Consider the following 23,707-nt stretch of genomic DNA (forward strand, 5'->3'; position numbering starts at 1 on the left):
TTGCTTTTTTATATCTCTAGAATTTATTTTGTTTGGTGGCGGTAAACATTTTGCCGGAACAGAACCATGTTTAAAACGACTAGTAATGCTGAAAAAAGGAAAACGCCACTATAGCCAAATGTCCCCGAAACAACTGAACCTAATAGTGGCCCGCAGATGTTACCCAGGTACTGAAAACTTTGGTTCCAGCTGAAAATACGTCCGGTGATTTTAGCGGGCGTATTTTTAGTTAGCAGGGTTTGAACCTGAGGAAGCATCGTAGCGTCAGAAACACCGACTAAGAATCGCAACACGGCTAATTGCCAAACATGATGAACGAAAGCAGTTGCAGTGAAAAAGACTGTTGCCATTACAAAACCGAGCATCAAGATTTTGGCAGTACCAATATGATCACCCAAATCGCCAAAGCGTGAAGCAACTAACATCGTTGCTAGACCAGGAAGAGCGGAAACAAGCCCACTAACGAAGGTAACTCCGTGTGCACCGTTCATTAAGTCCTTTACGTATAATGAAACGATGGGATTGATAGAGTAGTTTGTGGCCTGAATGATCATAGTTGTAATAAGTAAGCCGATGATCACTCGGGGAGCGCGTAACTCGTTGAGGACACCGCGAACAGAATTTAGTTTCTTTTCTGTAACAGGGTGGAAATCATTCTCATGCACAAAAAACGCTATGATAAAAAAGATTGAAGCTAAGATTACTCCAGTGATAAAGAAAGTCATTCGATAAGAAAAAAGAGAGGCAAGGGTTCCTCCTAGAAGGGGACCAAGTAATGTGCCTCCAGTAAGTGATGCTGTGAGACTACCTAGCGCCTTACCGCTATGAGCCTTGGGTGTTTCAGTTGCAACTAGCGCGATAGAGTTGCTGACTAAACCAGCAAAAAGACCTTGAAAGGCGCGCAGTGCGATTAGCTGCCAAACGCTTGTAACTAAACCCATTAGAAAAATAACAACTGCCATCCCCGCAGCAGAACGCAGAATCATCGGTTTCCGCCCTTTTTTATCAGCCAGTTTTCCCCAGAATGGGGCAGTTGCAGCTGAGACGATGAAGGTAGCAGAATAAACAATTCCTGAATAAAAAGTCAAAAGCTGATGCGAAAAGTGTCCTAATGTACTGATAAAAAGCGGGAGAAAAGGGTTGAATTCTGAGAAAGCTATTCCGGCAAGAAAGACGCTGACCCAGAGAACATAGAGATTTCTTTGCCAAATGGGCTTCTCCTGAGCGGACATTGTGTACAAACACTCCTTTACTTAACAATAGAATATAAAAATTGTAGCAGTTTTCATTGGGGATGCAAAGAATTAAGAGGCAATGGGAAATTTATTTTTGAGTAAAGGACTTGCAGTAAGATAATAAGTAAGCTAAAATTAATTTTGATTTGACTAATAACATTGGGGGTAGTACACCCATTTTATCCCCTTTATTGCTTAAAGGTGAGGAAGTGAAGTGTTGGCACGGATTCCAGAAGAAGTCATCGATAAAGTTCGTAGTAGTGTCAATATATATGATATTGTCAGTCAATTTGTGCAACTTCATCGTTCAGGTAGCAACTGGTTTGGGTTGTGTCCTTTTCATTCTGAAAACACACCCTCGTTTTCGGTTAATGAAAAGAAACAAATCTTTCATTGTTTTTCGTGTGGACGCGGAGGAAACGTTTTCAAGTTCCTGATGGAATTACAGGGATTGTCTTTTCCAGAAGCAGTTTTCCAGGTGGCCGAAGCGGCCAATATTACAATTGATGACCAGTATCGGCATACAGGGCAGAAACAGCAAGTATCTGAACCTAATAGAAAGTTGCTGGAAATGTATCAGACAACAGTTGATTTGTACCATTATATTTTAATGGAAACAGAGGCAGGACAAGCAGCTTTAGACTATGTCCATACTCGGGGATTGTCAGATGAATTGTTGCGTGAGTTTAAAATAGGCTTTGCACCTGATGAGAATTTGTTAGAGGTTTATCTTAAAGATCGCGCCTTTGATGATTACCAGCTTTTGCATAAATCGGGATTATTCGTCACTAGTCAAGAAGGACAACTGTTCGATCGCTTTAAAGGGCGGGTGATGTTCCCAATTAGAGACGCTTTTGGTAGACCAGTAGCATTTTCGGGTCGAATTTTAGTCAAAAATGATCAGGTTCCTAAGTACCTAAATTCGCCTGAAACTGATATTTTTAATAAGCGAAAAATCTTGTTTAACTTTGATAAGGCTAAAGCCGAAATTCGGCGGCAAAAAGAAGTTATTTTATTTGAAGGTTTCATGGATGTGCTGGCTGCTTATCGTGCAGGGGCAAAAAATGGGGTTGCTTCCATGGGAACAAGCCTCACAGAAGATCAAATATACTTGCTTGAGCGCCATGCACAGCGATTATTGGTTTGCTATGATGGCGACGAGCCAGGTCAGCGTGCCACAAAACGAACCTTAGATCTGTTAAAACCATATGGTAAGATGGAACTTGGTGTGATTATGTTGCCTGACCAGATGGACCCGGATGAGACGCTACATAAGTACGGGCTTGAGCATTTTGCAAAAATTCTCCAAGAGAATCGAGTTAGTCCAATTGCTTTTTTCATGCAACTCTACCGTCAAGGGCGTAACATGCGGAATGAGGATGACCAGGTTGACTATTTACACGATGTATTACCTGAGTTGGCAAAGACAAATGATCGAATCCAGCAAGATTTATATTTGAATCGTTTAGCAGATGAGTTCCATTTGGAACGTGCTGATTTGAGAGCTCAACTTGACCAGGTTGTTTCTCAAGTCGGAGCGCCGGATCCACCTCCGCAACGAGACGTGGAGGTAAGGATCACTCCCCCTATGGACAGCGGCAGTGATCGGCAGTATTCTCAGGTTGAGAAAGCTGAGCGTTTGTTACTTTATCGCGCTTTGCATGATCATGTGGTATGGACCAAACTACATGCTATGACATCATTTAATTTTGTAGACCAAGAATACCAGTTGATCTATACGCTAGCTGAGGGATATTTCAACATTTATCAGCAATATGAAAGTGCAACTTTTCTAGATTATTTGCAGGATGACAATTTACGCCAAGTTATCGTTTCAATCGAAATGGCGGATTATACTTCTGAAACCAGTATGGAAGAAGTTGAAGATTGTCTACGTATTATTATGGAGGTCCCTCTTCATCAGGAGATCGGCCAGACACAAATGGCTATCAAAAATGCAGAACGCCAAGGTGATTTTGAAACACTAACAGAATTAACAGCAAAGTTAATAAAGCTTCTACAGAAGCAACAAACAAACTAGGAGGCATTTTAATTGGCAAAAGAAGAGAACAAGAAATTTGACAAAGTCATTTATGAAAAAGAAGTGCGGTCTTTGATTAGAAAGTACAAAAAGACCAAACAAGTTAAGTATTCAGAATTAAGTGATAAAATTGCTGCACCATTGGGTCTGGATGCTGATCAAATGGATCAATTAATTGAAAAAGTTGAAGATGCTGGAATCTCCGTTGTTGATGAGAATGGTGAACCAAGTGCCCACAGCCTAAAAGTTGCTAAGAAGCAAGAAGAGACTATGAAAAAGGATGTTTCCGCTCCATCGGGTGTGAAAATCAATGACCCAGTTCGGATGTATCTTAAAGAAATTGGTCGGGTTGACCTCTTGACGGCAGACCAAGAAGTTGAGTTGGCACTGCGGATTGAAGAAGGGGATGAAGAAGCCAAGCAACGGTTGGCTGAAGCCAACTTGCGGCTGGTAGTTTCGATTGCTAAACGCTACGTTGGCCGGGGGATGTCATTCCTTGATTTGATCCAAGAAGGAAATATGGGGTTGATGAAAGCGGTCGAAAAGTTTGACTATCGGAAAGGGTTTAAGTTTTCGACGTATGCAACATGGTGGATTCGACAAGCCATTACGCGGGCTATTGCTGACCAAGCACGGACTATTCGGATTCCGGTACACATGGTGGAAACAATTAACAAATTGATCCGAATTCAACGCCAATTACTCCAAGATTTAGGAAGAGAACCAGTTCCTGAAGAAATTGGGGCGGAAATGAATATGCCAACAGAAAAAGTTCGCGAAATTCTCAAGATCGCACAGGAACCAGTTTCTTTAGAAACACCTATCGGGGAAGAGGATGACTCACATTTAGGTGATTTTATTGAAGATCAGGATGCAACTAGTCCTGCTGACCATGCTGCATACGAATTGCTCAAAGAACAATTAGAAAATGTGTTGGATACACTGACTGACCGTGAAGAAAATGTTTTACGTTTGCGTTTTGGTTTAGATGATGGTCGGACTCGGACCCTAGAAGAGGTCGGCCAAGTCTTTGGTGTTACTCGGGAACGGATTCGTCAAATTGAGGCTAAAGCTTTGAGAAAATTGCGTCACCCATCACGTTCTAAGCAGTTGAAGGATTTCCTATAAGATTGTCATAGCCGTTGCTAATGAAAACTTTAGGCTGAACTTTATTTCACAATAAAAGATCGCGGTGATAAAGGAGTGGAGAGTATTGATGCAACAATATTTTCTACTCTTTTTTATTAATACTTGATTGTAAAGAAAATATGATGGTATAGAAAGGACACTTATATAGATGGATGCACATAAGTTATCACAACGATTAATCCGGGTTGCAAACTATGTTCCTCAGGGAGCACGTTTGGCGGACATTGGGTCAGATCATGCTTATTTGCCTGCTTATTTAGCACTTCAAAAACAGATCTCATTTGCGATTGCAGGTGAAGTTGTTAAGGGACCATATGAGAACGCTCGTCATGAGATTCTTCAAGAAGGATTGCAAGACTTGGTTGAGGCCCGTTTGGCAGATGGGTTGGCCGCAATTAACCTAGATGATGAAATTGATACTATAACTATCTGTGGGATGGGAGGACCGTTAATAGCTAATATTTTGGAAAAAGGCAAGGACAAGCTTGTTAATCATCCATTGTTGATTTTACAACCCAATGTTGGCTCCAAGGATGTGCGGCTGTGGTTGCAGACTAATCAATATGAACTTATCAGTGAAGAGATATTAGCGGAAGATGGACATATTTACGAAATCTTGGTAGCGCGGTTTGTTCCACAACGTCAGGAGTTAAGCGCGGATGAATTGACCTTTGGCCCGTATCTTTTAAAGGATAAAAATGCTGCTTTTATTGCTAAGTGGCAAAAAGAAAGGGAAAAATTACAGAAGATCATTGCTCAACTTCAAGCAGCACCAAAGGATTATAGTGTGCGTATTCAAGAACTTGAACAAGAGATGACTAAAATAACAGAGGTGATCGGAACCGATGATTAAAGTCAAAGATATTGTACAAAGATTCGAACAGTTTGCTCCGCCAGCGTGGGCAGAAAAGGGAGATCCCATTGGCTTGCAGTTAGGAAGTCTTGAGCAAGAAGTTCATAAAGTAATGGTGACATTGGATGTGCGTCCTGAAGTAGTTGCAGAAGCGATTGCAGAAGATGTAGATTTCATTTTTGCTCACCATCCCGCAATGTTTAAGCCAATAACAAAATTTGATTTAAGTGTTCCGCAAAATCAAATGTATGCAGAATTAATCAAACATGATATTACCGTATACGGGGCACACACTAATTTAGATAATGCCAACGGCGGGATGAATGACTGGCTTGCAGAACTCTTGCAAATTGAGCATACTAAGCCTTTGATGCCCCTGAGGTATCCTGATTACTATAAGCTGGCAGTGTATGTTCCTGTAAAAGCAGAAGATCATGTTCGTCAAGCTTTGAATGCTGCTGGCGCAGGTTGTATCGGCGAGTATACAGGTTGTGCCTATACGGCACCAGGAACCGGATATTTTGTGCCAGGAAAAGATGCGCAGCCGACAATTGGCAATATAAATGAAGCAACTGCAGTATCTGAAATCAAAGTTGAAGTGGTGGTCGCAGCACGTGACAAGAATAAAGTTTTACAAGCGATGTATGCTAGCCATCCTTATGAAGAACCAGTATTTGATTTATATCGGTTAGAAAATTTTGGTACTCCGTACGGAATGGGGCGGATTGGTACATTGGCTGAAGCAACAACAGTGACTGAGTATGCGAAGTTCTGCAAGAACGTCTTAGGAGTGGATCATGTACGGTTGGTGACTTCAGATCCTAGACGTTTAGTACGGACAGTAGCTGTTTTAGGGGGAAGTGGCAGTCGCTTTTATCCGCAGGCATTGCGGCAAGGGGCTGATGTATATGTGACAGCAGATGTAACTTATCATACAGGACATGATATTATTGCTTCAGGGCTGAGTGTAATTGACCCAGGACATCATTTTGAGGCCATTTGCAAATCACATCTTCAAAGCATGTTTGAGCAGTGGAGTGATGAGAATGATTGGCAAATTCAAGTTGTCTCATCTAAAATTAATACTGATCCATTTAGCTTTATTTAAATAAATCACAGAGGTGGTAAAAATGGAAAAATATCAAGATTTAGTGACACGGTTTATTAAATATGTCAAAACCGAAACACGGTCAAATGAAGATTCAAATACAGTTCCTTCAACGCCTAGTCAGGTAGAATTTGCCAAAGCATTAGCGCAGGAATTACGTGATCTGGGTTTAAGCGACGTTAAAATCTCGCCGGTAAGTGGATATGTTTTAGCAAGTATCCCAAGTAACCTATCACCGAATGTCAATGTCCCGACTGTAGGTTTTATCGCTCATATTGATACAGCAGACTTTAATGCGCATAATGTTAACCCACAAATCGTGAAGAATTATGATGGGCAAGCGGTTATTTCTCTTGATGCTGACGGGAAATATCATTTAGATCCAGCAGAATTTCCTAACCTCAAGAACTATGCCGGGCATGATCTGATCACGACGGATGGAACAACTTTGTTAGGGGCTGATGACAAAGCGGGTGTAGCTGAGATTGTTTCAGCAGCGGCTTATTTACTTGCTCATCCAGAAATTAAGCACGGTCTGATTAGAATTGGTTTTGGGCCTGATGAAGAAATTGGGCAAGGAGCACAACATTTTGATGTTAATGAATTTGGTGCAGACTTTGCTTATACTATTGATGGTGGTCCGCTAGGTGAATTACAGTACGAGACTTTTAATGCTGCACAAGCAAAAGTTACATTACTGGGGAAAGATGTGCATCCTGGAACTGCTAAGGGGATTATGATCAATGCACTTAAATTAGCAGAAGCATTTGATGGTCAATTACCAACAAATGAGGTTCCCGAGAAAACGGATGGCCGGGAAGGCTTTTTCCACCTATTAAGTTTAAATGGAACTGTTGAAGAGGCGCAAATGATGTATATCATTAGAGATCATGATCGACAAGCCTTTGAAGACCGTAAACAGATGCTGCTGGATATTGCACAAAAAATGAATGCTAAGTATCCAACACCGCGAGTGATTGTGGATGTTCAGGATGAATACTACAACATGCGTGAAGTCATTGCTAAAGATATGACAGTAGTTGAAATTGCAGAGCAAGCAATGAAGCAATTGGATATTGAACCAGCTATATTCCCAGTTCGTGGTGGGACTGATGGTTCGATCATCTCCTTTAAGGGTTTACCAACTCCGAATATCTTTGCTGGTGGCGAAAATATGCACGGACGGTTTGAATTTGTTTCCACACAAGTAATGGAGAAAGCTTGTGATGTAATTGTTGCGATTGCTAAGCTAACGGCACAGCATCAAGAGTAAAAAATAGCGGGGTAAGATCATTAAGATCTTGCCCCGCTTTGTGTTTACCTGGGAATAGGATGTTTTAGTTCTTAGCTTTCTTAGGATCCTTAACGAATGCTAATAAAGCATTGATCAAAACAAGACCGCCAATCCCAGAAACAATAGCTGACATTTTGGCGTCGAAAGTGAATCCGGCTAAAGCAGCGGCAACATAGCCCATAACTTCACCGTAAATTACACTCCAAGCTAAAATAATAATTTGTTTTCCCATGTGGAAACACCTCACATTAACTTTAGTTTAGCATATCTTAAGCCTTGATAACAATGATAGTTTGCTGTTTAACGTGAGTATATAATAAGGGATAAATGAATTCCCTATAATAATTAGATAACGCTTTCAAAAAATAGCGTTGTTTTGAAGAAGGAACAGGTTTTTGTATAATTAATGTTGGAGAGAACATTCGGTAAGATAGGAAGTGAAAAAATGTTTAGTCCATTAAAAGTCACAAGCTGCTTTAGTTTATTGGAAAGTACTCTCCGCATAAAAGAGTACGTGCAAGCAGCCAAAAAAATGGGATATCAGGCGTTAGCGCTGACCGATACTAATGTCATGTATGGAGCGTTAGCTTTCTATCAAGAGTGTCATCGTTATGGAATCAAGCCAATACTTGGACTTGAACTAGAAATGGACTCAGTAGGAAACAAACGCCTATTGTTTTTAGCCAAAAATAAGCAAGGTTATCAGAATTTACTTGAGTTATCTTCACTGAAAATGATTACCAAAGAAGAAACCCCAACTAGAGAGTTAACTGTGGCAGATATCGGTGGCTTTTTGCAGGGGTTAGCAATCGTTTTATTACCTGATGCTAATCGGGAAGACGGGATTTTTGCTGGAGCACAACTAATGTATGCACGGCAAATTTTACCAGATTTGCAAAAAATAACGGCACGTGCGCAATTATTTTTGGGAATAGATGAGCGAGTCCATCCAGATTTATTGGCAGAAGCACGGACGCTAAGTGCTCAAGCCGAGATTAAAACGGTGGCATGTTCACAAGTACGTTACCTTAAAAGTACCGATTATTTCAGTGTTGAAGTTTTGCAAGCTGTTAAAAACGATCAAAAATTGACGAAAGAACAGCTGAGTAAACGGGCAGCAGGATTGGATTACCTCAAGACTAGTGCAGAATATCAACGAATTTATCAGGCTAATGGGTTGGCCAGTGAATATGCTCAGGCGGATAAGTTGATTCAAGGCATAGAGCTGAAACTTGCTTTTCCTCCAACACAACTGCCACATTTCCCGGTGCCAAATAAACAAACAGCCACGTCATATTTACGGCAGCAGGCAGAACAAGGGTTAGCCCGACGGCTACGCCAAAATGCTATTGCTAATACAGAAAGCCCAGTATATCAAAAACGTTTGGAACAAGAGTTAGCAACTATTCATCGTATGGGTTTTGATGATTATTTTCTCATCGTTTGGGAAGTTACGGCTTTTGCACGCCAAAATCAAATTATGGTTGGTCCCGGCCGGGGGTCGGCTGCAGGATCATTGGTGGCTTATGCACTAGGGATTACGGATGTTGATCCTTTACGTTATCATTTGCTGTTTGAACGTTTTTTGAACGAAGAACGAGCGCAAATGCCGGATATTGATCTGGATATTCCTGATATGAAGCGGAGTTTGATAATCGACCATGTTCATCAAATGTATGGGCATGACCATGTTGCACAAATTATTACCTTTGGGACATTCGGGGTAAAGCAGGCTTTACGCGATGTTGGACGTGTGATGGGAATGACCAATGACGAGTTAGCAACGTGGAGCAAGGCAGTACCTGTACGTAACGCAACAGATTTACAAACAGCGTATCAGCATTCGCAAGCGTTACAAAATTTAGTTAACGCTACCGACAAAAATAAACTGATGTATACGGTGGCAATGATGATTGAAGGACTTCCACGACACTACTCAACACATGCTGCCGGAGTGATTTTGAGTGATTATCCGCTAACGCAATCAGTTCCTTTGCAACTGGGCAGTGATGGCATTTTGTTAACCCAGTATACCAAGCTGGGGGTTGAACAGGTAGGTTTGCTCAAAATAGACTTTTTAGGTTTGAAGAACTTGAGCATTTTGGATAATGCTCTGACATTAGTTAAACGAAATTACCAAGCTGATTTCGATTTGAATATGATTGACTTCAACGACGAAAAAACGCTGGACTTGTTCCAAGCGGGAGCTACGACCGGAGTTTTTCAGTTTGAGTCGAATGGTATTCGGAGTGTTTTACGTCAAGTTCATCCGACAAGTTTTGAGGATGTTGTTGCCGTTAATGCACTCTATCGTCCTGGACCAATGGAAAACATCGGAGAATTTGTGGCTCGTAAGCACCGGCAAAAACCTATAACTTATCCTGCTCCTAGTTTGGAAGCAATCTTGCGTGAAACATATGGCATTATTGTTTATCAAGAACAAGTAATGCTCGTGGCAGCCACAATGGGTGGTTTTTCTTTAGGTCAGGCGGATATTTTGCGGCGTGCAATGAGCAAAAAGAACAAAGACTTGATTGCGCAAATGAAAAACCAATTTATTGAGGGAGCAACTAAAAAAGGGTACTCAACCACTGAAGCAGAACATGTATATTCATATATTGAACAATTTGCTAATTATGGGTTTAATAAGTCCCACGCCTTGGCATACTCCAAGATGGCATTTGAGTTAGCGTACATTAAAGCACATTTTCCCCAGGCTTTCTATGCCTCAATTATGAATACGGCACTTGGTTCAGGGCCAAAGATGCGTGAATATGTGACTGCCGCGCGTAAGCAACGAGTGCCATTGCACGGGCCAGATATCAATCAATCGCAAATGTATTTTGTGATTCGTAACCAGCAAGTATATTTTGGTTTAGGAGCAATTCAGGGGTTGCGTCGTGATTTTATTACCGAAATCATTAGCCAGCGAAAAGCAGGGGGAATGTATCGTGATTTTGATGACTTTTTCCACCGAATTAACCAGAATTTTCAGAAAGTTGAGACAATAACGCCACTGATTTACAGTGGAGCATTTGATAGTAATGAACCACTACGTGAAAAGCTCCTAGTACGGTTGCAACAATTGGTCGATAACAGCAGTATTATGATTCACGATAAAAGTAGTCCTCAGGCGCAAAGAATTGACAGTCAAACTTTGCGTCCTAAAGAACGGACCGATTTCCAACGCCTATCATTGAATGAAAAGTTAGCTAAGGAGCAGTATTATCTTGGTGTCTATCTTTCAGCACATCCAGTTGATGAGTTCAAACGTTTGGGCTTATTTTATCCATTGGTATCAATTACTGAGTTGATAGTAGGTCAAAAGCAGTCGGTTTTGTTATATGTACAACAAATTAAAACAATTCTGACTAAAAAGGGGGAGAAAATGGCCTTTTTAACTGCAAGTGATAGCAGTGGCAATATTTCAGTGACAGTTTTCCCTAATTTGTTCCGAAGAATCGGGATGAACTTGCAAGCTAATCAAGTGTATCTAATAGAAGGTAAAGCAGAACAACATTATGGTCTTAAGCTAGTGGCTAATGATATTCAATTAGCAGCTAATGTTGTTCCACAAGTATATTATTTACGGCTTCCAGCCGATTTCAGCTTGCAGCAACGGCAATATCTATTCGCAAAGATGAAGGAAAATAGGGGGAAAACACCAGTTATTGTTGTTGACCAGCAAAGTAAACGGCAACAAGTTTTAGCGCGAAAATTATGGTTGAATCCCAGTCATTTAACCCAGAAAGCGCTTAGAGAAATCTTAGGAGAAACTAATGTTGTCTTGAAATAAGGATAAATGATAGATAAATCAGAAAAACTGCTTACTATGAATAAAAAATACAAGACAATTCCGTATAAAAGTGATAATATTACTTTTGAACAAGAAAAGAAATTAGAGAATAATAATTTTTGAGGTGGACAATATGAAACGCATTGGTATTATGACCAGCGGTGGCGACTCCTCTGGTATGAATACAGCTGTTCGTGCGATCGCACGGGCTGCAATGGATGCAGGGTTAGAAGCATTTGGGATTAACTACGGTTACAAGGGCTTAGTTGAAGGTAATATCTTTAACATGAATTCTTTAAAGGATTTAGATACAATTGTTAACCGTGGTGGTACAATTCTATACTCTGCACGGTTCCCTGAATTTGCTGAAAGAGAAACACAATTGAAAGGGATCGAACAGTTAAAGAAATTTGGAATTGATGCCTTAGTTGTGATTGGTGGCGATGGTTCATACCACGGTGCTGAAAAGCTTACTAAGTTAGGGTTCAACTCTATCGGGATCCCAGGGACTATTGATAATGATATTCCAGGGACTGATTTTACTATCGGTTTCGATACAGCTGTTAACGTTTGTGTTGATGCATTGGACCGGGTTACTGATACTGCTCGTTCTCACCAACGTCATTTCGTTGTTGAAGTGATGGGTCGGGGGGCCGGCGATATTGCTTTATGGGCTGGGGTTGCCACAGCTGCTGATGCAATTGTTATCCCAGAACGTGAATATGATATCAAAGCAATTGCTGAACACTTGGAAGAAAACCGTAAGCACGGTAAGGATTATGGTATCATTGTCATTGCAGAAGGTGTGATGTCTGCTGCTGACTTCAAGGAACAACTTGACCAATACGGTGATTTCGATAGTCGGGCAATCACTTTGGCTCACGTTCAACGTGGGGGTGTACCAACTGCTAAGGACCGTGTATTAGCTGCTCGTTTAGGCGACTATGCTATCAAGTTATTACTTGAAGGCAAGGGTGGTTTAGCAATTGGTATCAAGGATAACCAACTTGTAGCACATGATATTATCGATACGCTTGAAAATCACAAACATCATACAGATACAACTCTGTTAGACTTGAATGACCGTTTACGTTTTAAATAAACAACGGTTTGATTAACGTTTTTAATTTTTTGTAAAGAGCGACATAAAAGTCATCTTTAATATTTTTCAAAGGAGAGGTTTTACTCATGAAGAAAACCAAAATTGTTAGTACATTAGGACCAGCTAGTTCCGATCTTGATACAATTGTTAAACTGATTGAAGCAGGTGCTAACGTATTCCGTTTTAACTTCTCACACGGTGACCACGAAGAACATTTAGGTCGGATGAAGTTAGTTCATGAAGCTGAAAAAGTGACAGGCAAGACTGTAGGTTTGATGCTTGACACAAAGGGTGCTGAAATTCGGACTACTAAGCAAGCTAATGGTAATGTAACTTATGCTATTGGTGATGTAGTACGTATTTCAATGGACTCATCCCTTGAAACTACTAAGGAAAAGATTGCTGTTACATATGAAGGTCTTTATGATGACGTTCATGTAGGCGGCCACGTTTTATTTGATGACGGTTTGCTTGATATGCAAGTTGAAGAAAAGGACGAAGCTAATCGTGAATTAGTTGTTAAGGTTCTTAATGAAGGGACTTTAGGTTCACGTAAGGGTGTTAACGCTCCTGGCGTTTCCATCAACTTGCCTGGTATCACTGAAAAAGATTCTAGTGATATTCGCTTCGGTTTGGACAACGAAATCAACTATATTTCTGCTTCATTCGTACGGAAGCCTCAAGACGTTTTAGATATTCGTGAACTCTTAGAAGAAAAGCACATGGAACACGTGCAAATCTTCCCTAAGATTGAATCACAAGAAGGTATCAACAACTTTGATGAAATCATTAAGGTTTCTGATGGTTTGATGATTGCTCGTGGGGACATGGGTGTTGAAATTCCAACTGAAAACGTTCCTTTGGTACAAAAGGAATTGATTAGAAAGTGTAATGCTGTTGGTAAGCCAGTTATCACTGCAACACAAATGCTAGACTCTATGCAAGAAAACCCACGTCCAACTCGTGCCGAAGCTTCTGACGTTGCCAACGCTGTTTGGGATGGTACTGATGCAACGATGCTTTCTGGTGAATCAGCTAACGGTGATTACCCAGTTAAGTCTGTTGCTACTATGGCACGGATCGACATCAAGGCTGAAAATGCTTTGCGTCACAACCAACGGATCAGCTTGAACGACTTTGACAAGACTGATGTTACTGAAGCCATCGGTCGTGCTGTTGCTGAAGCTGCTGACAACTTGAACATCAAGACAATTGTTGCTGCAACTAAGTCTGGTCACACTGCACGGATGATTTCCAAGTATCGTCCAAATGCTAACATTTTAGCAGTTACATTCGATGAACGGACTCAACGTGGCTTGACTGTTAACTGGGGTGTTCACCCTGTTATCGCTGAAACTCCAGCTTCTACTGACGACATGTTCGAATTAGCTACTGAAGAAGCTAAGAAGTCTGGTTTCGCTAAGGAAGGCGATTTGATCTTGATCGTTGCTGGTGTACCTGTGGGTGAAAAGGGCACTACTAACATCATGAAGATCCAATTAATCGGCTCCAAGCTTGCTGAAGGTCAAGGTGTTGGTGATGAAACTGTTATTGGTAAGGCAGTTATTGCACATTCAGCACAAGAAGCTAACGAAAATGCTGTTGAGGGTGGCGTATTAGTTGTTGAAACAACTGATAAGGACTACACTCCAGCTATTCAAAAGTCCGCTGCTTTAGTTGTTGAAAACGGTGGCTTGACTTCTCACGCTGCAGTTGTAGGTATTTCCATGGGTATTCCTGTTATCGTTGGGGCAAAGAACGCTACTAGCTTGATCGGTAACGGTGAAACTATCACTGTTGATAGTCGTCGTGGTATTGTTTACAACGGTGTATCTAACACACTTTAATTTTTAGAAGTGAATCAATGAGTTTGGCTCATTAGCAACACTAAAAATAAATGGATGGTAGATTTATCTGCCATCCATTTTTATTTATATCCGCACTGGATAGCTGATTTTAAGGGATATTTTTGGTATGATAAAAACATATGTATTATGATTGCGAGGAAAAATATGGAGAGTTGGTTATTTTTGCTGGCAATATTAGGGATAGCTTTTGTTGGCCGTAATAATTCCCTATTGATTGCCACATTTATTGTACTGGGGATTAAGTTATTACCTCCGTTAAGTTCTAAGCTATTTCCACTTATTCAAAGTAAGGGTATTAACTGGGGTGTGACGTTAATTTCAATAGCAATATTAATTCCAATTGCAACGGGAAAGATTCGTTTTATTGATCTTTTGCATGCAATGAAAACACCAGCGGGATGGATTGCGGTGGGATGTGGCATTGCCGTTGCTATTCTCTCACGGCATGGAGTAAACCTATTAACTGATACACCGCAAGTGACCGTGGCCCTGGTTTTAGGGACTATCATTGGGGTAGTCTTTTTAAAGGGAGTAGCTGCTGGACCAATTATCGCAGCGGGAATCACCTACTATATTGTTACTTTTTTACATTTGAGCTTTACATAGGGAGGATAAGATGCTAAAAGATTATTTGGCACGAACGGTCCGGGCAACTGTGACGGATGAAAATGATAATTATGTTTTCGCCCAGGTTGATGGGCATACTTTTCGAATTGCAAAAAAAGAACTAAAGAAAGTTCCACGACCGGGAGCAGTTATTTCAGGATTTGCTTATCAAAATGAACACCACCAATTGGTGATGACTAAACAGGTTCCTAAAGTTGGGCGTGACCAATATGCTTGGGGAACAGTTGTAGGAAGCCATGGTGACTTGGGTGTCTTTGTTGATATTGGTTTACCTGATAAGGATATTGCTATTTCTAGTGATGATTTGCCCCTTCTACGGCATTTATGGCCTCAGAAGGGGAGTCGGTTACTGTTAGCATTGACAGTTGATGACAAGGATCGTATTTGGGGTAAACTGGCAATGGATGATTTGATCCGCCAAGTAAGTGTGCAGGCCGATAAACGGATGATGAATCGTGAAGTTACAGCGACGGTATACCGGCTTAAGCGTGCAGGGACCCTGGTGTTGACTAGTGATTATTACTTAGGTTTTATTTATCATGGAGAACGGGAACAAGAGCCGTATTTGGGGCAAGTTGTTCAGGCACGGGTAATTGATGTTCATGCTGACGGGCGGCTCAATTTATCACTTCAACCCCGGGCTTATGAGGCGATTAGTGAAGATGCACAGATGATACTGGCTGCCTTAAAGCAAAATCAAGGACATCTGCCGTATACAGATAAGAGTACTCCTGCTGCTATCAAAGCTTACTTTGGTATTAGTAAGGGGCAATTTAAGCGGAGTGTTGGTCACCTGATGAAAGCTGGATTGGTTCAGCAACGTGAAGGCGAGTTGATTCTTAATGAGCAACAATGATGCGCTGACAGAGGTTATTGCAGATTACTTGCACTATTTACTGGTTGAACGGGGATTAACTACCAACACTGTAACTAGTTATGGGAATGATTTAGCAGAATTTGCTACTTATTTACAGCAGCAAAAAATAACTACTTTCGAAGCAGTGACCAACCATAATGTGGTTGATTACATGCAAAGGCAACAAGAACAAGGAAAGGCTAATTCTTCTATTATTCGGAGTACAACCAGTCTGCGACGCTTTTTTCAGTATTTGATTCAGGAAGAAAAAATTACCACTAATCCGATGGTACTAGTGGACTTGCCTAAAAAGCAAAAACATTTGCCAGCTGTATTATCACCGGATGAAGTGGATAAATTATTAGCAATGCCGGATGTTAACCGAACATTAGGCATGCGTGATCGTGCACTTTTGGAGTTGATGTACGCAACCGGCTTACGGGTAAGCGAGTTAGTTAATCTCAAACTCAGTGATTTGCACCTGCCGTTACAATTACTGCAAACGTTAGGAAAGGGGAACAAGGAAAGAATCGTTCCCATCGGAGATGCTGCTTGTGCTTGGGTTGAAAAATATTTACAGGATGCGCGCCCGCAGCTATTGAAGAACAAAAATAGTGAATACGTATTTGTTAATTTTCATGGTAATAAGCTAAGTCGGCAGGGAATCTGGAAAAAAATAAAGGAGTATACACAGCAAGCTGGCATAACGAAGGATGTTACACCACATACGTTGCGACATTCATTTGCAACACATATTTTAGAAAATGGAGCTGATTTGCGGGTTGTTCAAGAACTTCTAGGACATGCTGATATTTCAACTACTCAGATCTATACACACTTATCGCATAAGAGACTAGCAGAGATTTATAAAGAGACGCATCCCAGAGCTTAACTGGTTCGAGATGCAAAGTTATGTTACATTACTATATATTGACTAATGAACGGGGTATGGAGGTCAAAATGCTGTATAAGTATAAAAATGACTACCAAAAAATTGCGATGGGGTTATTGTCATTTATCCCAGATTTGAAAGATTTTGCACGACTAAAGCAAGAAATCGACTGGTATCAGGCTGAAGATAATCGGGCATTGTTTTTGTGGAAAAACGAAGATGAAGATTTCACAGGGATTATTGGGGTCGAATTAAACGATGAATTTATTATTGTGCGGCAGATCGCTGTTTCACCAGCACAACGGAATGAAGGGGTAACTTATAAGATGTTAACTGCCTTGAGCGAACGTCTCCCTAATTTAAAATTGATGGGTAATATGGAGACAGCATCGTTTGTTACTAAATGGGAGCAGAAGCGTAGTGAATAAACTGGAATCCCACGAAAAGAAGTTAACCTTCAAATTAACCAGTTTTGAAGGACCATTAGATCTGCTATTACATTTGATTCGCCAAAACGAGATGAATATTTATGATATTCAAATGACGGCGATCACATCGCAATATATGGATTATCTTCACCAAATGAAGGAATTACGTCTGGATATTGCAGGTGAATATCTGGTAATGGCAGCTACTTTAATGAATATCAAGAGTAGGCTTTTATTACCGCAGGAGCAAGAGGCGTCATCTGCTGATGTAGATGAGGAGGATCCACGGAATGATTTGGTTCAACAATTATTAGTGCACCAGTTATATCAGGAAATAGGCGTTAAGTTGGCTGATTTGGCATCTGAACGAGAACTTAGTTATTCGCGTGAACAGGCTGCGCCACCTCTTGATGCTCAATTAGGGCAACTGCGCCCAGAGTCAACAACAGTTGAACAGTTACAGACAGCCTTTGTTAAAATCTTACAACGAAAAAAGTTCGTGAAGTTTGCACAACCACAGGTACATCCAGAACGTTACAATATTAAATCTGAGATGAATACCATTAGACAACGTCTGAAGGTGGAGCGTGTTGTCGCTTTTGAAGGGTTGTTTCCAGATAATATTGTCGAACACCTGGTAACGGTTTTCTTGGCGTTGCTGGAGTTGGTAAAAATAGGTGAAGCTGGAGTACAACAGGCGGCAAACTTTGAACCGATTATGATTACTAGTGAGGGTAATAATGTTATCGAATAAAGCAAAAATTGAGAGTTTGCTGTTTGTGAGTGGGAGTGAAGGGATAACGTTAGGACAGTTAGCCCAACTCACCAATATGATGAAGCCAGCAGTCAAGGAGCAATTAGCGGCGTTAGAGGCGAAGTATGCCGCTGATCCTGACACAAGCTTGTGTCTATTAACTGCGGGAGAAACCTACCGCCTAGCAACTAAAAAAAGCTTAGCAATAGTAGTTAAAGAATATTTTGAATCGCCAGCAATGACGACTTTATCTAAGGCGGCGTTGGAGACATTAGCGATCATTGCCTATAAACAACCTGTTACCAGGGTGGAAATTGAAGAAATTCGTGGAGTACAGTCTGCAGGTGTGATTCAAAAGTTATTATTATATGATCTGATTACCGAACAGGGACGATTAAATATTCCCGGACGACCTTTTAAGTACGGGACAACAGATCATTTTTTAGATTTTTTTGGACTCACAAGTCTAAGTGATTTACCAGCAATTGATGAGGAACAAGTTTTACAGACTGAGGGGAATAATTCTACTGATTTTATGAAGTTATTCAATAGTTCTTTGGAACAAACAGAAGGAGAAAAGAATGGCAGAGAGACTACAGAAAGTAATGGCTAGAGCCGGTGTGGCATCACGGCGTGAAAGCGAACGGATGATCAAGGCAGGGCGTGTACAAGTTAACGGACAAGTAGTCAAGGAACTAGGTACAAAAGTAACTGGTGCGGACGTGGTGCTTGTCGATGGGCAGTTAATTGAGCGCGAACAAAAAGTATACATCTTGTTTTATAAGCCACGCGGGGTCATTTCCGCAGCTAAAGATGATAAGGGGCGGAAAGTAGTAACTGACTTTTTTAAAGATATTTATCAGCAGCGCCTTTACCCAGTAGGACGTCTAGATTATGATACTTCAGGTCTACTTTTGATGACCAATGATGGCGACTTAGCTAATAAGTTGATGCATCCACGGTATAAGGTTAACAAGACCTATGTTGCTAAGGTTGCGGGAATTCCTACCAATGACGAGTTAGAGAAGTTACGGCATGGGATAATCATTGATGGGCGCAAGACAGCCCCAGCTAAAAGTAAGGTATTGAGTACTGACATGAAGAAGCAAACAGCTATTGTATCGTTGACAATTCATGAAGGTCGAAATCACCAAGTGAAAAAAATGCTTCAAGCAATTGGACATCCAGTTAAGAAGCTGAAGCGAGAAACATATGGTTTCCTTACGCTTAAGGGTTTAACTTCTGGTGAGTACCGGGAATTAAAGCATGATGAAATAGAATTGTTAAAACAGGGACGTCTGTAAAAACATTATCAATATAAAAAATCGGGCTGTGAGATTAAACTCGCAGTCCGATTTTTGTTTACTAATCTTATCGTATCAATTATTCAGCTAAATGTTGGGCTTGCATAGCTGCTTGCTTTTTAGCGGCTAGTTTTCTGTCTCCGTGGATGATATCGATTACAGTCCAGACAAGTAAAGCCAAGATTAAAACAATCAAGAAATATGCAATGTTATGAGCCAAAGCAATCTCATGAGCAGAAGGATTATCGCCGAAGAAATCAGTGATGTTTTCTGGCAATCCTTTGAGGTTGAGGAAAGTTAGCCCAATAACTGAGATCCAGCCAACAACCTTAACCCATAGAGAGTTCTTGAACCGTGCTCCCATTTCGTGCTCACTGTTAGTCATTAATAATAACGGTAACATAGAGAATGGTAATGCAAAAGCAAGGAATACCTGGGAATTGTTCATCAAGTTATTAATTGCTTCGTGTTGTTGGATAGTTGATTCACCCGAAGTTAACGCAACACAGATCAACACAGGAACAACGGATAGTAACCGAGTGATTAAACGCCGTGCCCAGAGCGGCATCCGCATATGAATAAAGCCTTCCATGATAACTTGTCCTGTCAGAGTCCCTGTAATCGTTGAGTTTTGACCAGAAGCCAATAAAGCAACGGCAAAGAGGACTGACAAGATACCTGATTTAGCAACGGCAATTAAGACCCCGTTACTCAACATTGAAGTGTTAGATAAAGCTTCGTACAGACCAAAGAATGATGGATCTTTAACAGCCCCAGTCTTGAAGACGGCTACCCCCATGATCAAAAGAAGGGAGTTAACAATAAATGCAAAACTTAACTGGATATTGGAATCCCATGCAGAGAACCGTACAGCTGTTGCGACATCTTCTTCATCGTTGTGGTCAATGGCCCGTGTCTGTGAAATAGCAGAGTGCAGGTAAAGATTATGTGGCATAACCGTTGCCCCAATAATCCCTAAAGCCCCGGTAATTGGTGTTTGACCACCGATTGATGGTGATTCAGCAAAAGTTTTAGCAGTTGGTACTAAACCAGCAAAAACGCCACCCCAATCAGGATCAGATAATGCTACTTGATAGACGAAAACAAATAAAATAACAAAAATTAAGGCAACAACGATTGCTTCAATTTTTCGGAAGCCAATTTTCGTCAGCAGCAATAAGACTAAAACGTCAAGGACAGTGATAAAGACAGCGTAAGTTAATGGGATACCAAAAAGTAAGTACAAAGCAATAGCAGCCCCAATAACTTCAGCGATATCAGTCGCCATGATGGCAAGCTCTGTCATAATCCATAAAATAATCCCTAAAGCCTTGCTAGTTCGAGCTCGAATTGCTTGAGCTAAGTCCATTTGTGTCACAATTCCCAGTTTAGCTGCCATATATTGAAGTAACATCGCAATTAAACTCGAAATTAAGATCACGGACATCAGTAAGTATTGGAAGTTTTGTCCCCCAGTAATTGAAGTTGACCAGTTACCTGGATCCATATAACCAACAGCGACTAAAGCTCCTGGTCCGGAGTAGGCCAAGAGGGTTTTCCAGAAACCCTTTCCCTTAGGAACCTTGACCGTTCCGTTGATTTCCTCCAATGATGGTCCATTAGCATATTCAATAAGCTTATGCTTCTTGTTAGTATTTGCCAAAGTAAATACCACCCTTTCTTTCCATGTTCAACGGTATTGTACAACATTTTTTTATAGAATAAAACAATTTTTTAGGCTTACCTTATTTTTAGGGTGGAGATACTATCATGAAAGGGTTTTAAATTAGAATAAGATACAGCATTTTTAACAAGAAGTAAAAACGACAACGAATGTAGAGTTGTTATAATATAATATAGAAACACTATAACGATGAGGAAAACAATGCGAAAAGAAGAATTATTGGGTTATTTTGATAGTGAACAGCCTAAACGTCCAAGTGTTTTACGCCAGCTTTTAAAAGGAAAGACAACTAGTTCATCATTATATTGGGGATTAGTTTACGGGTGGCTGGATGTGATTAAAATGGATCCTGATCTTGGGAATGAACAATTTAAGCAGGATATTGCTGATCTTGTGCAAGCTGGTTATTTAGCTGCAAATGATGATCACACTGTATACTTGACTGGGCAGGGTAGGAAGTATTACCAAGAATGGCGACATATTCACTGGCCATTGCAACGCACGAAACTTTTTGCTGACTATAATATTGAACGATGGCGAGTAATATTGCGCTTGTTAGTTCAGGTTTGTTCTGAATTTAGCTATGCAAATAAGAACTATATTGTGGTGACTAATGACATCTATGCTCAAAACCAAGTTCGCCGTTGGTTTAGTGGCCAAAGTAATAAGCAACAAGCTGTTCGCCAATTTACCCAGTTACTCCGCGTATGCTTAGCCAATTGTAATCCCCAAGAAGCAGATGTGTTTGCCAATACGCTAATTGGACACCAAGTTAATGGGTTGACCAATGCTCAAATTAGTCAAGCAGAAAATATAGACGAAGATGATATAACCAACATTGTAATTAATATCACTAACCGCTGTTTACAGGAATGGCAAGGATCGGTGGTTCAACCATTGATTACTGCAGTCAGTGCTGGAGGGGCGGTTCCCATAGCAGCCCAACGAACATATCAGGAGTTTATGCAGGGGGTACCGCTGGCTAAGATCAGACAGATTTATCATTTACGCCAAAGTACAGTGGAAGAACATATGCTGGATAATGCTATTGTTTTGGACGATTTTCCGTACTGCCACTGGGTAAGCTCTGAATTATATGAGCAACTCAAGGGATTAGCGTTTACTGGCGAAACTACAATTGCCAATTGGAGGTTTCGGGAAGCTCAGCAGTTGATGCCAGAACTTGATTTTATTACTTTTCGTTTATTTCAAATAATGTATGTAAAGGGTGAAAAAGATGGTAGCCACTAAGGAGGAACTGCAACATTTTTTAAAACATCATTTTGGTTATGCAACATTTAAGCCCGGACAGCTAGCGGTAATACAACAATTATTAACTCCTAAAGATACAGTAGCAATTATGCCAACTGGTAACGGCAAATCATTGTGTTACCAGTTTATGGGTGCTTATTTAAAGAAAAAAGTTTTAATAATTTCACCGTTATTATCCTTGATGCAAGATCAAGTTGAACAATTGCGGTTGTTAGGTTTTAAACGATCAATAGCCTTGACTTCGGCTTTAACTTATTGGGAACGAAGCTTTGTTATTAACCACTTGGAAGAATACGATTTTATCTTTGCTTCCCCTGAGATCCTAGCGACTCCACAAATCAAAGCAACTATTCAGCAGATGGAATGGGGGTTGCTGGTAATAGATGAAGCTCACTGTATATCTCAATGGGGACCGGATTTTCGCCCTGATTACCTGCAGTTAGGTGGACTGCGGTCAGAGTTACAAGATCCCTTAACTTTGGCTTTAACTGCGACAGCAACACCAAAAGTACAACGCGATATCATAGCGCAACTGCATTTACAAGGAGACGATCCAGTTATCCGCCGGCCCGTTAACCGTAAAAATATATATTTGAGTGTTGTTAGAACCTCAAGTCAAGAAGAAAAGAAACAAGAATTGTTTGCGTTGGTAAAGCGTCTGCAAGGACCAGGATTAATTTATTTCTCTAGTAAAAAGTTGGCCGATCAAATGCAGGTCCAATTACAGAAAGAAACGAACTTACGGGTAGCTACATATCATGCTGACTTGAGTAAAGAGGACAGGTTTGTTATCCAACAGCAATTTTTACACAACAAATTAGATGTTATCTGTGCTACCAGTGCTTTTGGGATGGGGATCAATAAGGGAAATATTCGGTTTGTAATTCATTTTCACATGCCAGGAGACATGGAAAGTTATGTCCAAGAGATCGGGCGGGCAGGTCGTGACGGCCAGCCTAGCATTGCAATTCTTCTGTATAGCCAGGGCGATGAAATGATTCAACAGCAGTTAATCGCTGCAACTGTTCCAACTAACAACGAGATTCACTTTGTTTATAGATTGAATGAAAAGACATCTTTTACGGGGATAGATGATGATAAATTTAAGGTGATTAAGGCGTTTATTGAACGGGGGTTCTCGGAAGAAGCAACCACGCGCTTTTTTACTACACGCTTTCAGGATAAAGAAAAAGCGTTGCAAGTGATGACCACGTATGCTCAAGGGACAACTTGTCTGCGACGCTTTATTGATACTTACTTTGCTGAAAAAGACGCTCATCAGCATGATGAAAATTGTTGTAATTATGACGTCACACAATTACCACTAGCCAGATTAGGATTATTGCGCACCAAAAGTGTGACTCCTTCATATACGATTCAATCGTATAATGCTATTTTGGATAAGCTTTTTTTAAATTTATAGAAGTAAGGTCGTTTTCTTTTA

At 40.7% G+C, this 23,707-nt stretch carries 20 protein-coding genes; 17 read left to right on the forward strand and 3 right to left on the reverse strand.

Annotated features, from left to right (window positions below; genetic code table 11):
- Window positions 1-23: 23 nt before the first annotated feature.
- On the reverse strand, window positions 24-1,232 hold the full coding sequence (locus V3C97_RS03345) for an MFS transporter (RefSeq protein ID WP_338434451.1): 1,209 nt from the start codon (window positions 1,230-1,232) through the stop codon (window positions 24-26).
- Between the two features lie 217 nt (window positions 1,233-1,449).
- On the opposite strand from V3C97_RS03345, the gene dnaG reads away from it, so the two are divergent.
- From dnaG to pepT, 5 genes are all read left to right on the forward strand, one after another.
- Window positions 1,450-3,276, forward strand: a complete 1,827-nt coding sequence (gene dnaG / locus V3C97_RS03350) for a DNA primase (RefSeq protein ID WP_338434452.1) — start codon at window positions 1,450-1,452, stop codon at window positions 3,274-3,276.
- Window positions 3,277-3,288: 12 nt separating this feature from the next.
- On the forward strand, window positions 3,289-4,404 hold the full coding sequence (gene rpoD, locus V3C97_RS03355; protein WP_009554569.1) for an RNA polymerase sigma factor RpoD: 1,116 nt from the start codon (window positions 3,289-3,291) through the stop codon (window positions 4,402-4,404).
- A gap of 169 nt (window positions 4,405-4,573) precedes the next feature.
- Window positions 4,574-5,278 (forward strand): tRNA (adenine(22)-N(1))-methyltransferase, encoded by a 705-nt coding sequence (locus V3C97_RS03360; RefSeq protein WP_027826756.1) that lies wholly within the window; start codon window positions 4,574-4,576, stop codon window positions 5,276-5,278.
- Window positions 5,271-6,386: a Nif3-like dinuclear metal center hexameric protein gene (locus tag V3C97_RS03365; protein WP_338434453.1), complete on the forward strand. Its 1,116-nt coding sequence runs from the start codon at window positions 5,271-5,273 to the stop codon at window positions 6,384-6,386. Before V3C97_RS03360 ends, V3C97_RS03365 begins: the two co-directional genes overlap by 8 nt.
- 22 nt (window positions 6,387-6,408) lie before the next feature.
- On the forward strand, window positions 6,409-7,659 hold the full coding sequence (pepT, locus tag V3C97_RS03370) for a peptidase T (protein ID WP_338434454.1): 1,251 nt from the start codon (window positions 6,409-6,411) through the stop codon (window positions 7,657-7,659).
- 64 nt (window positions 7,660-7,723) lie between these two features.
- On the opposite strand, the gene V3C97_RS03375 is transcribed toward pepT, so the two are convergent.
- On the reverse strand, window positions 7,724-7,912 hold the full coding sequence (locus V3C97_RS03375; RefSeq protein ID WP_009554561.1) for a DUF2929 family protein: 189 nt from the start codon (window positions 7,910-7,912) through the stop codon (window positions 7,724-7,726).
- Window positions 7,913-8,125: 213 nt separating this feature from the next.
- Here V3C97_RS03375 and V3C97_RS03380 point away from each other — a divergent pair, with 213 nt between their 5' ends.
- From V3C97_RS03380 to V3C97_RS03425, 10 genes are all read left to right on the forward strand, one after another.
- Window positions 8,126-11,476 (forward strand): DNA polymerase III subunit alpha, encoded by a 3,351-nt coding sequence (locus tag V3C97_RS03380; RefSeq protein WP_338434455.1) that lies wholly within the window; start codon window positions 8,126-8,128, stop codon window positions 11,474-11,476.
- A 133-nt stretch (window positions 11,477-11,609) separates the two neighbouring features.
- Window positions 11,610-12,578 (forward strand): 6-phosphofructokinase, encoded by a 969-nt coding sequence (gene pfkA / locus V3C97_RS03385; RefSeq protein ID WP_009554557.1) that lies wholly within the window; start codon window positions 11,610-11,612, stop codon window positions 12,576-12,578.
- Between the two features lie 86 nt (window positions 12,579-12,664).
- The gene (gene pyk, locus V3C97_RS03390) at window positions 12,665-14,425 is read left to right on the forward strand and encodes a pyruvate kinase (protein WP_009554555.1); all 1,761 of its coding nucleotides are present in this window, start codon (window positions 12,665-12,667) and stop codon (window positions 14,423-14,425) included.
- A gap of 165 nt (window positions 14,426-14,590) precedes the next feature.
- Window positions 14,591-15,052: a DUF441 domain-containing protein gene (locus V3C97_RS03395; RefSeq protein WP_009554553.1), complete on the forward strand. Its 462-nt coding sequence runs from the start codon at window positions 14,591-14,593 to the stop codon at window positions 15,050-15,052.
- A gap of 10 nt (window positions 15,053-15,062) precedes the next feature.
- Entirely contained in the window at window positions 15,063-15,929 is an 867-nt protein-coding gene (locus V3C97_RS03400; RefSeq protein WP_338434456.1) for a CvfB family protein, read from the forward strand.
- The gene (xerD, locus tag V3C97_RS03405) at window positions 15,916-16,821 is read left to right on the forward strand and encodes a site-specific tyrosine recombinase XerD (protein WP_338434457.1); all 906 of its coding nucleotides are present in this window, start codon (window positions 15,916-15,918) and stop codon (window positions 16,819-16,821) included. Before V3C97_RS03400 ends, xerD begins: the two co-directional genes overlap by 14 nt.
- Window positions 16,822-16,889: 68 nt before the next feature.
- Window positions 16,890-17,249 (forward strand): GNAT family N-acetyltransferase, encoded by a 360-nt coding sequence (locus tag V3C97_RS03410; protein WP_027826752.1) that lies wholly within the window; start codon window positions 16,890-16,892, stop codon window positions 17,247-17,249.
- Window positions 17,242-18,003, forward strand: a complete 762-nt coding sequence (locus tag V3C97_RS03415; RefSeq protein WP_283590191.1) for a segregation and condensation protein A — start codon at window positions 17,242-17,244, stop codon at window positions 18,001-18,003. The genes V3C97_RS03410 and V3C97_RS03415 overlap by 8 nt, the downstream gene beginning before the upstream one ends.
- Window positions 17,990-18,616, forward strand: a complete 627-nt coding sequence (gene scpB / locus V3C97_RS03420) for an SMC-Scp complex subunit ScpB (protein WP_338434458.1) — start codon at window positions 17,990-17,992, stop codon at window positions 18,614-18,616. Before V3C97_RS03415 ends, scpB begins: the two co-directional genes overlap by 14 nt.
- A complete protein-coding gene (locus V3C97_RS03425; RefSeq protein ID WP_027826749.1) occupies window positions 18,585-19,307 on the forward strand; it encodes a pseudouridine synthase in 723 nt (240 codons plus the stop codon). The genes scpB and V3C97_RS03425 overlap by 32 nt, the downstream gene beginning before the upstream one ends.
- A 79-nt stretch (window positions 19,308-19,386) precedes the next feature.
- Here the strand turns inward: V3C97_RS03425 and V3C97_RS03430 are convergent, their stop codons facing one another.
- Window positions 19,387-20,970, reverse strand: coding sequence for an Nramp family divalent metal transporter (locus V3C97_RS03430; protein WP_338434459.1), 1,584 nt, complete (start codon window positions 20,968-20,970; stop codon window positions 19,387-19,389).
- Window positions 20,971-21,192: 222 nt separating this feature from the next.
- On the opposite strand from V3C97_RS03430, the gene V3C97_RS03435 reads away from it, so the two are divergent.
- Window positions 21,193-22,242 (forward strand): helix-turn-helix domain-containing protein, encoded by a 1,050-nt coding sequence (locus V3C97_RS03435; RefSeq protein ID WP_338434460.1) that lies wholly within the window; start codon window positions 21,193-21,195, stop codon window positions 22,240-22,242.
- Window positions 22,229-23,686, forward strand: coding sequence for a RecQ family ATP-dependent DNA helicase (locus tag V3C97_RS03440; RefSeq protein WP_338434461.1), 1,458 nt, complete (start codon window positions 22,229-22,231; stop codon window positions 23,684-23,686). The genes V3C97_RS03435 and V3C97_RS03440 overlap by 14 nt, the downstream gene beginning before the upstream one ends.
- Window positions 23,687-23,707 lie beyond the last annotated feature (21 nt).

Origin of the sequence: Ligilactobacillus saerimneri, assembly GCF_036689625.1 — a bacterium.
Classification (GTDB): domain Bacteria; phylum Bacillota; class Bacilli; order Lactobacillales; family Lactobacillaceae; genus Ligilactobacillus; species Ligilactobacillus saerimneri.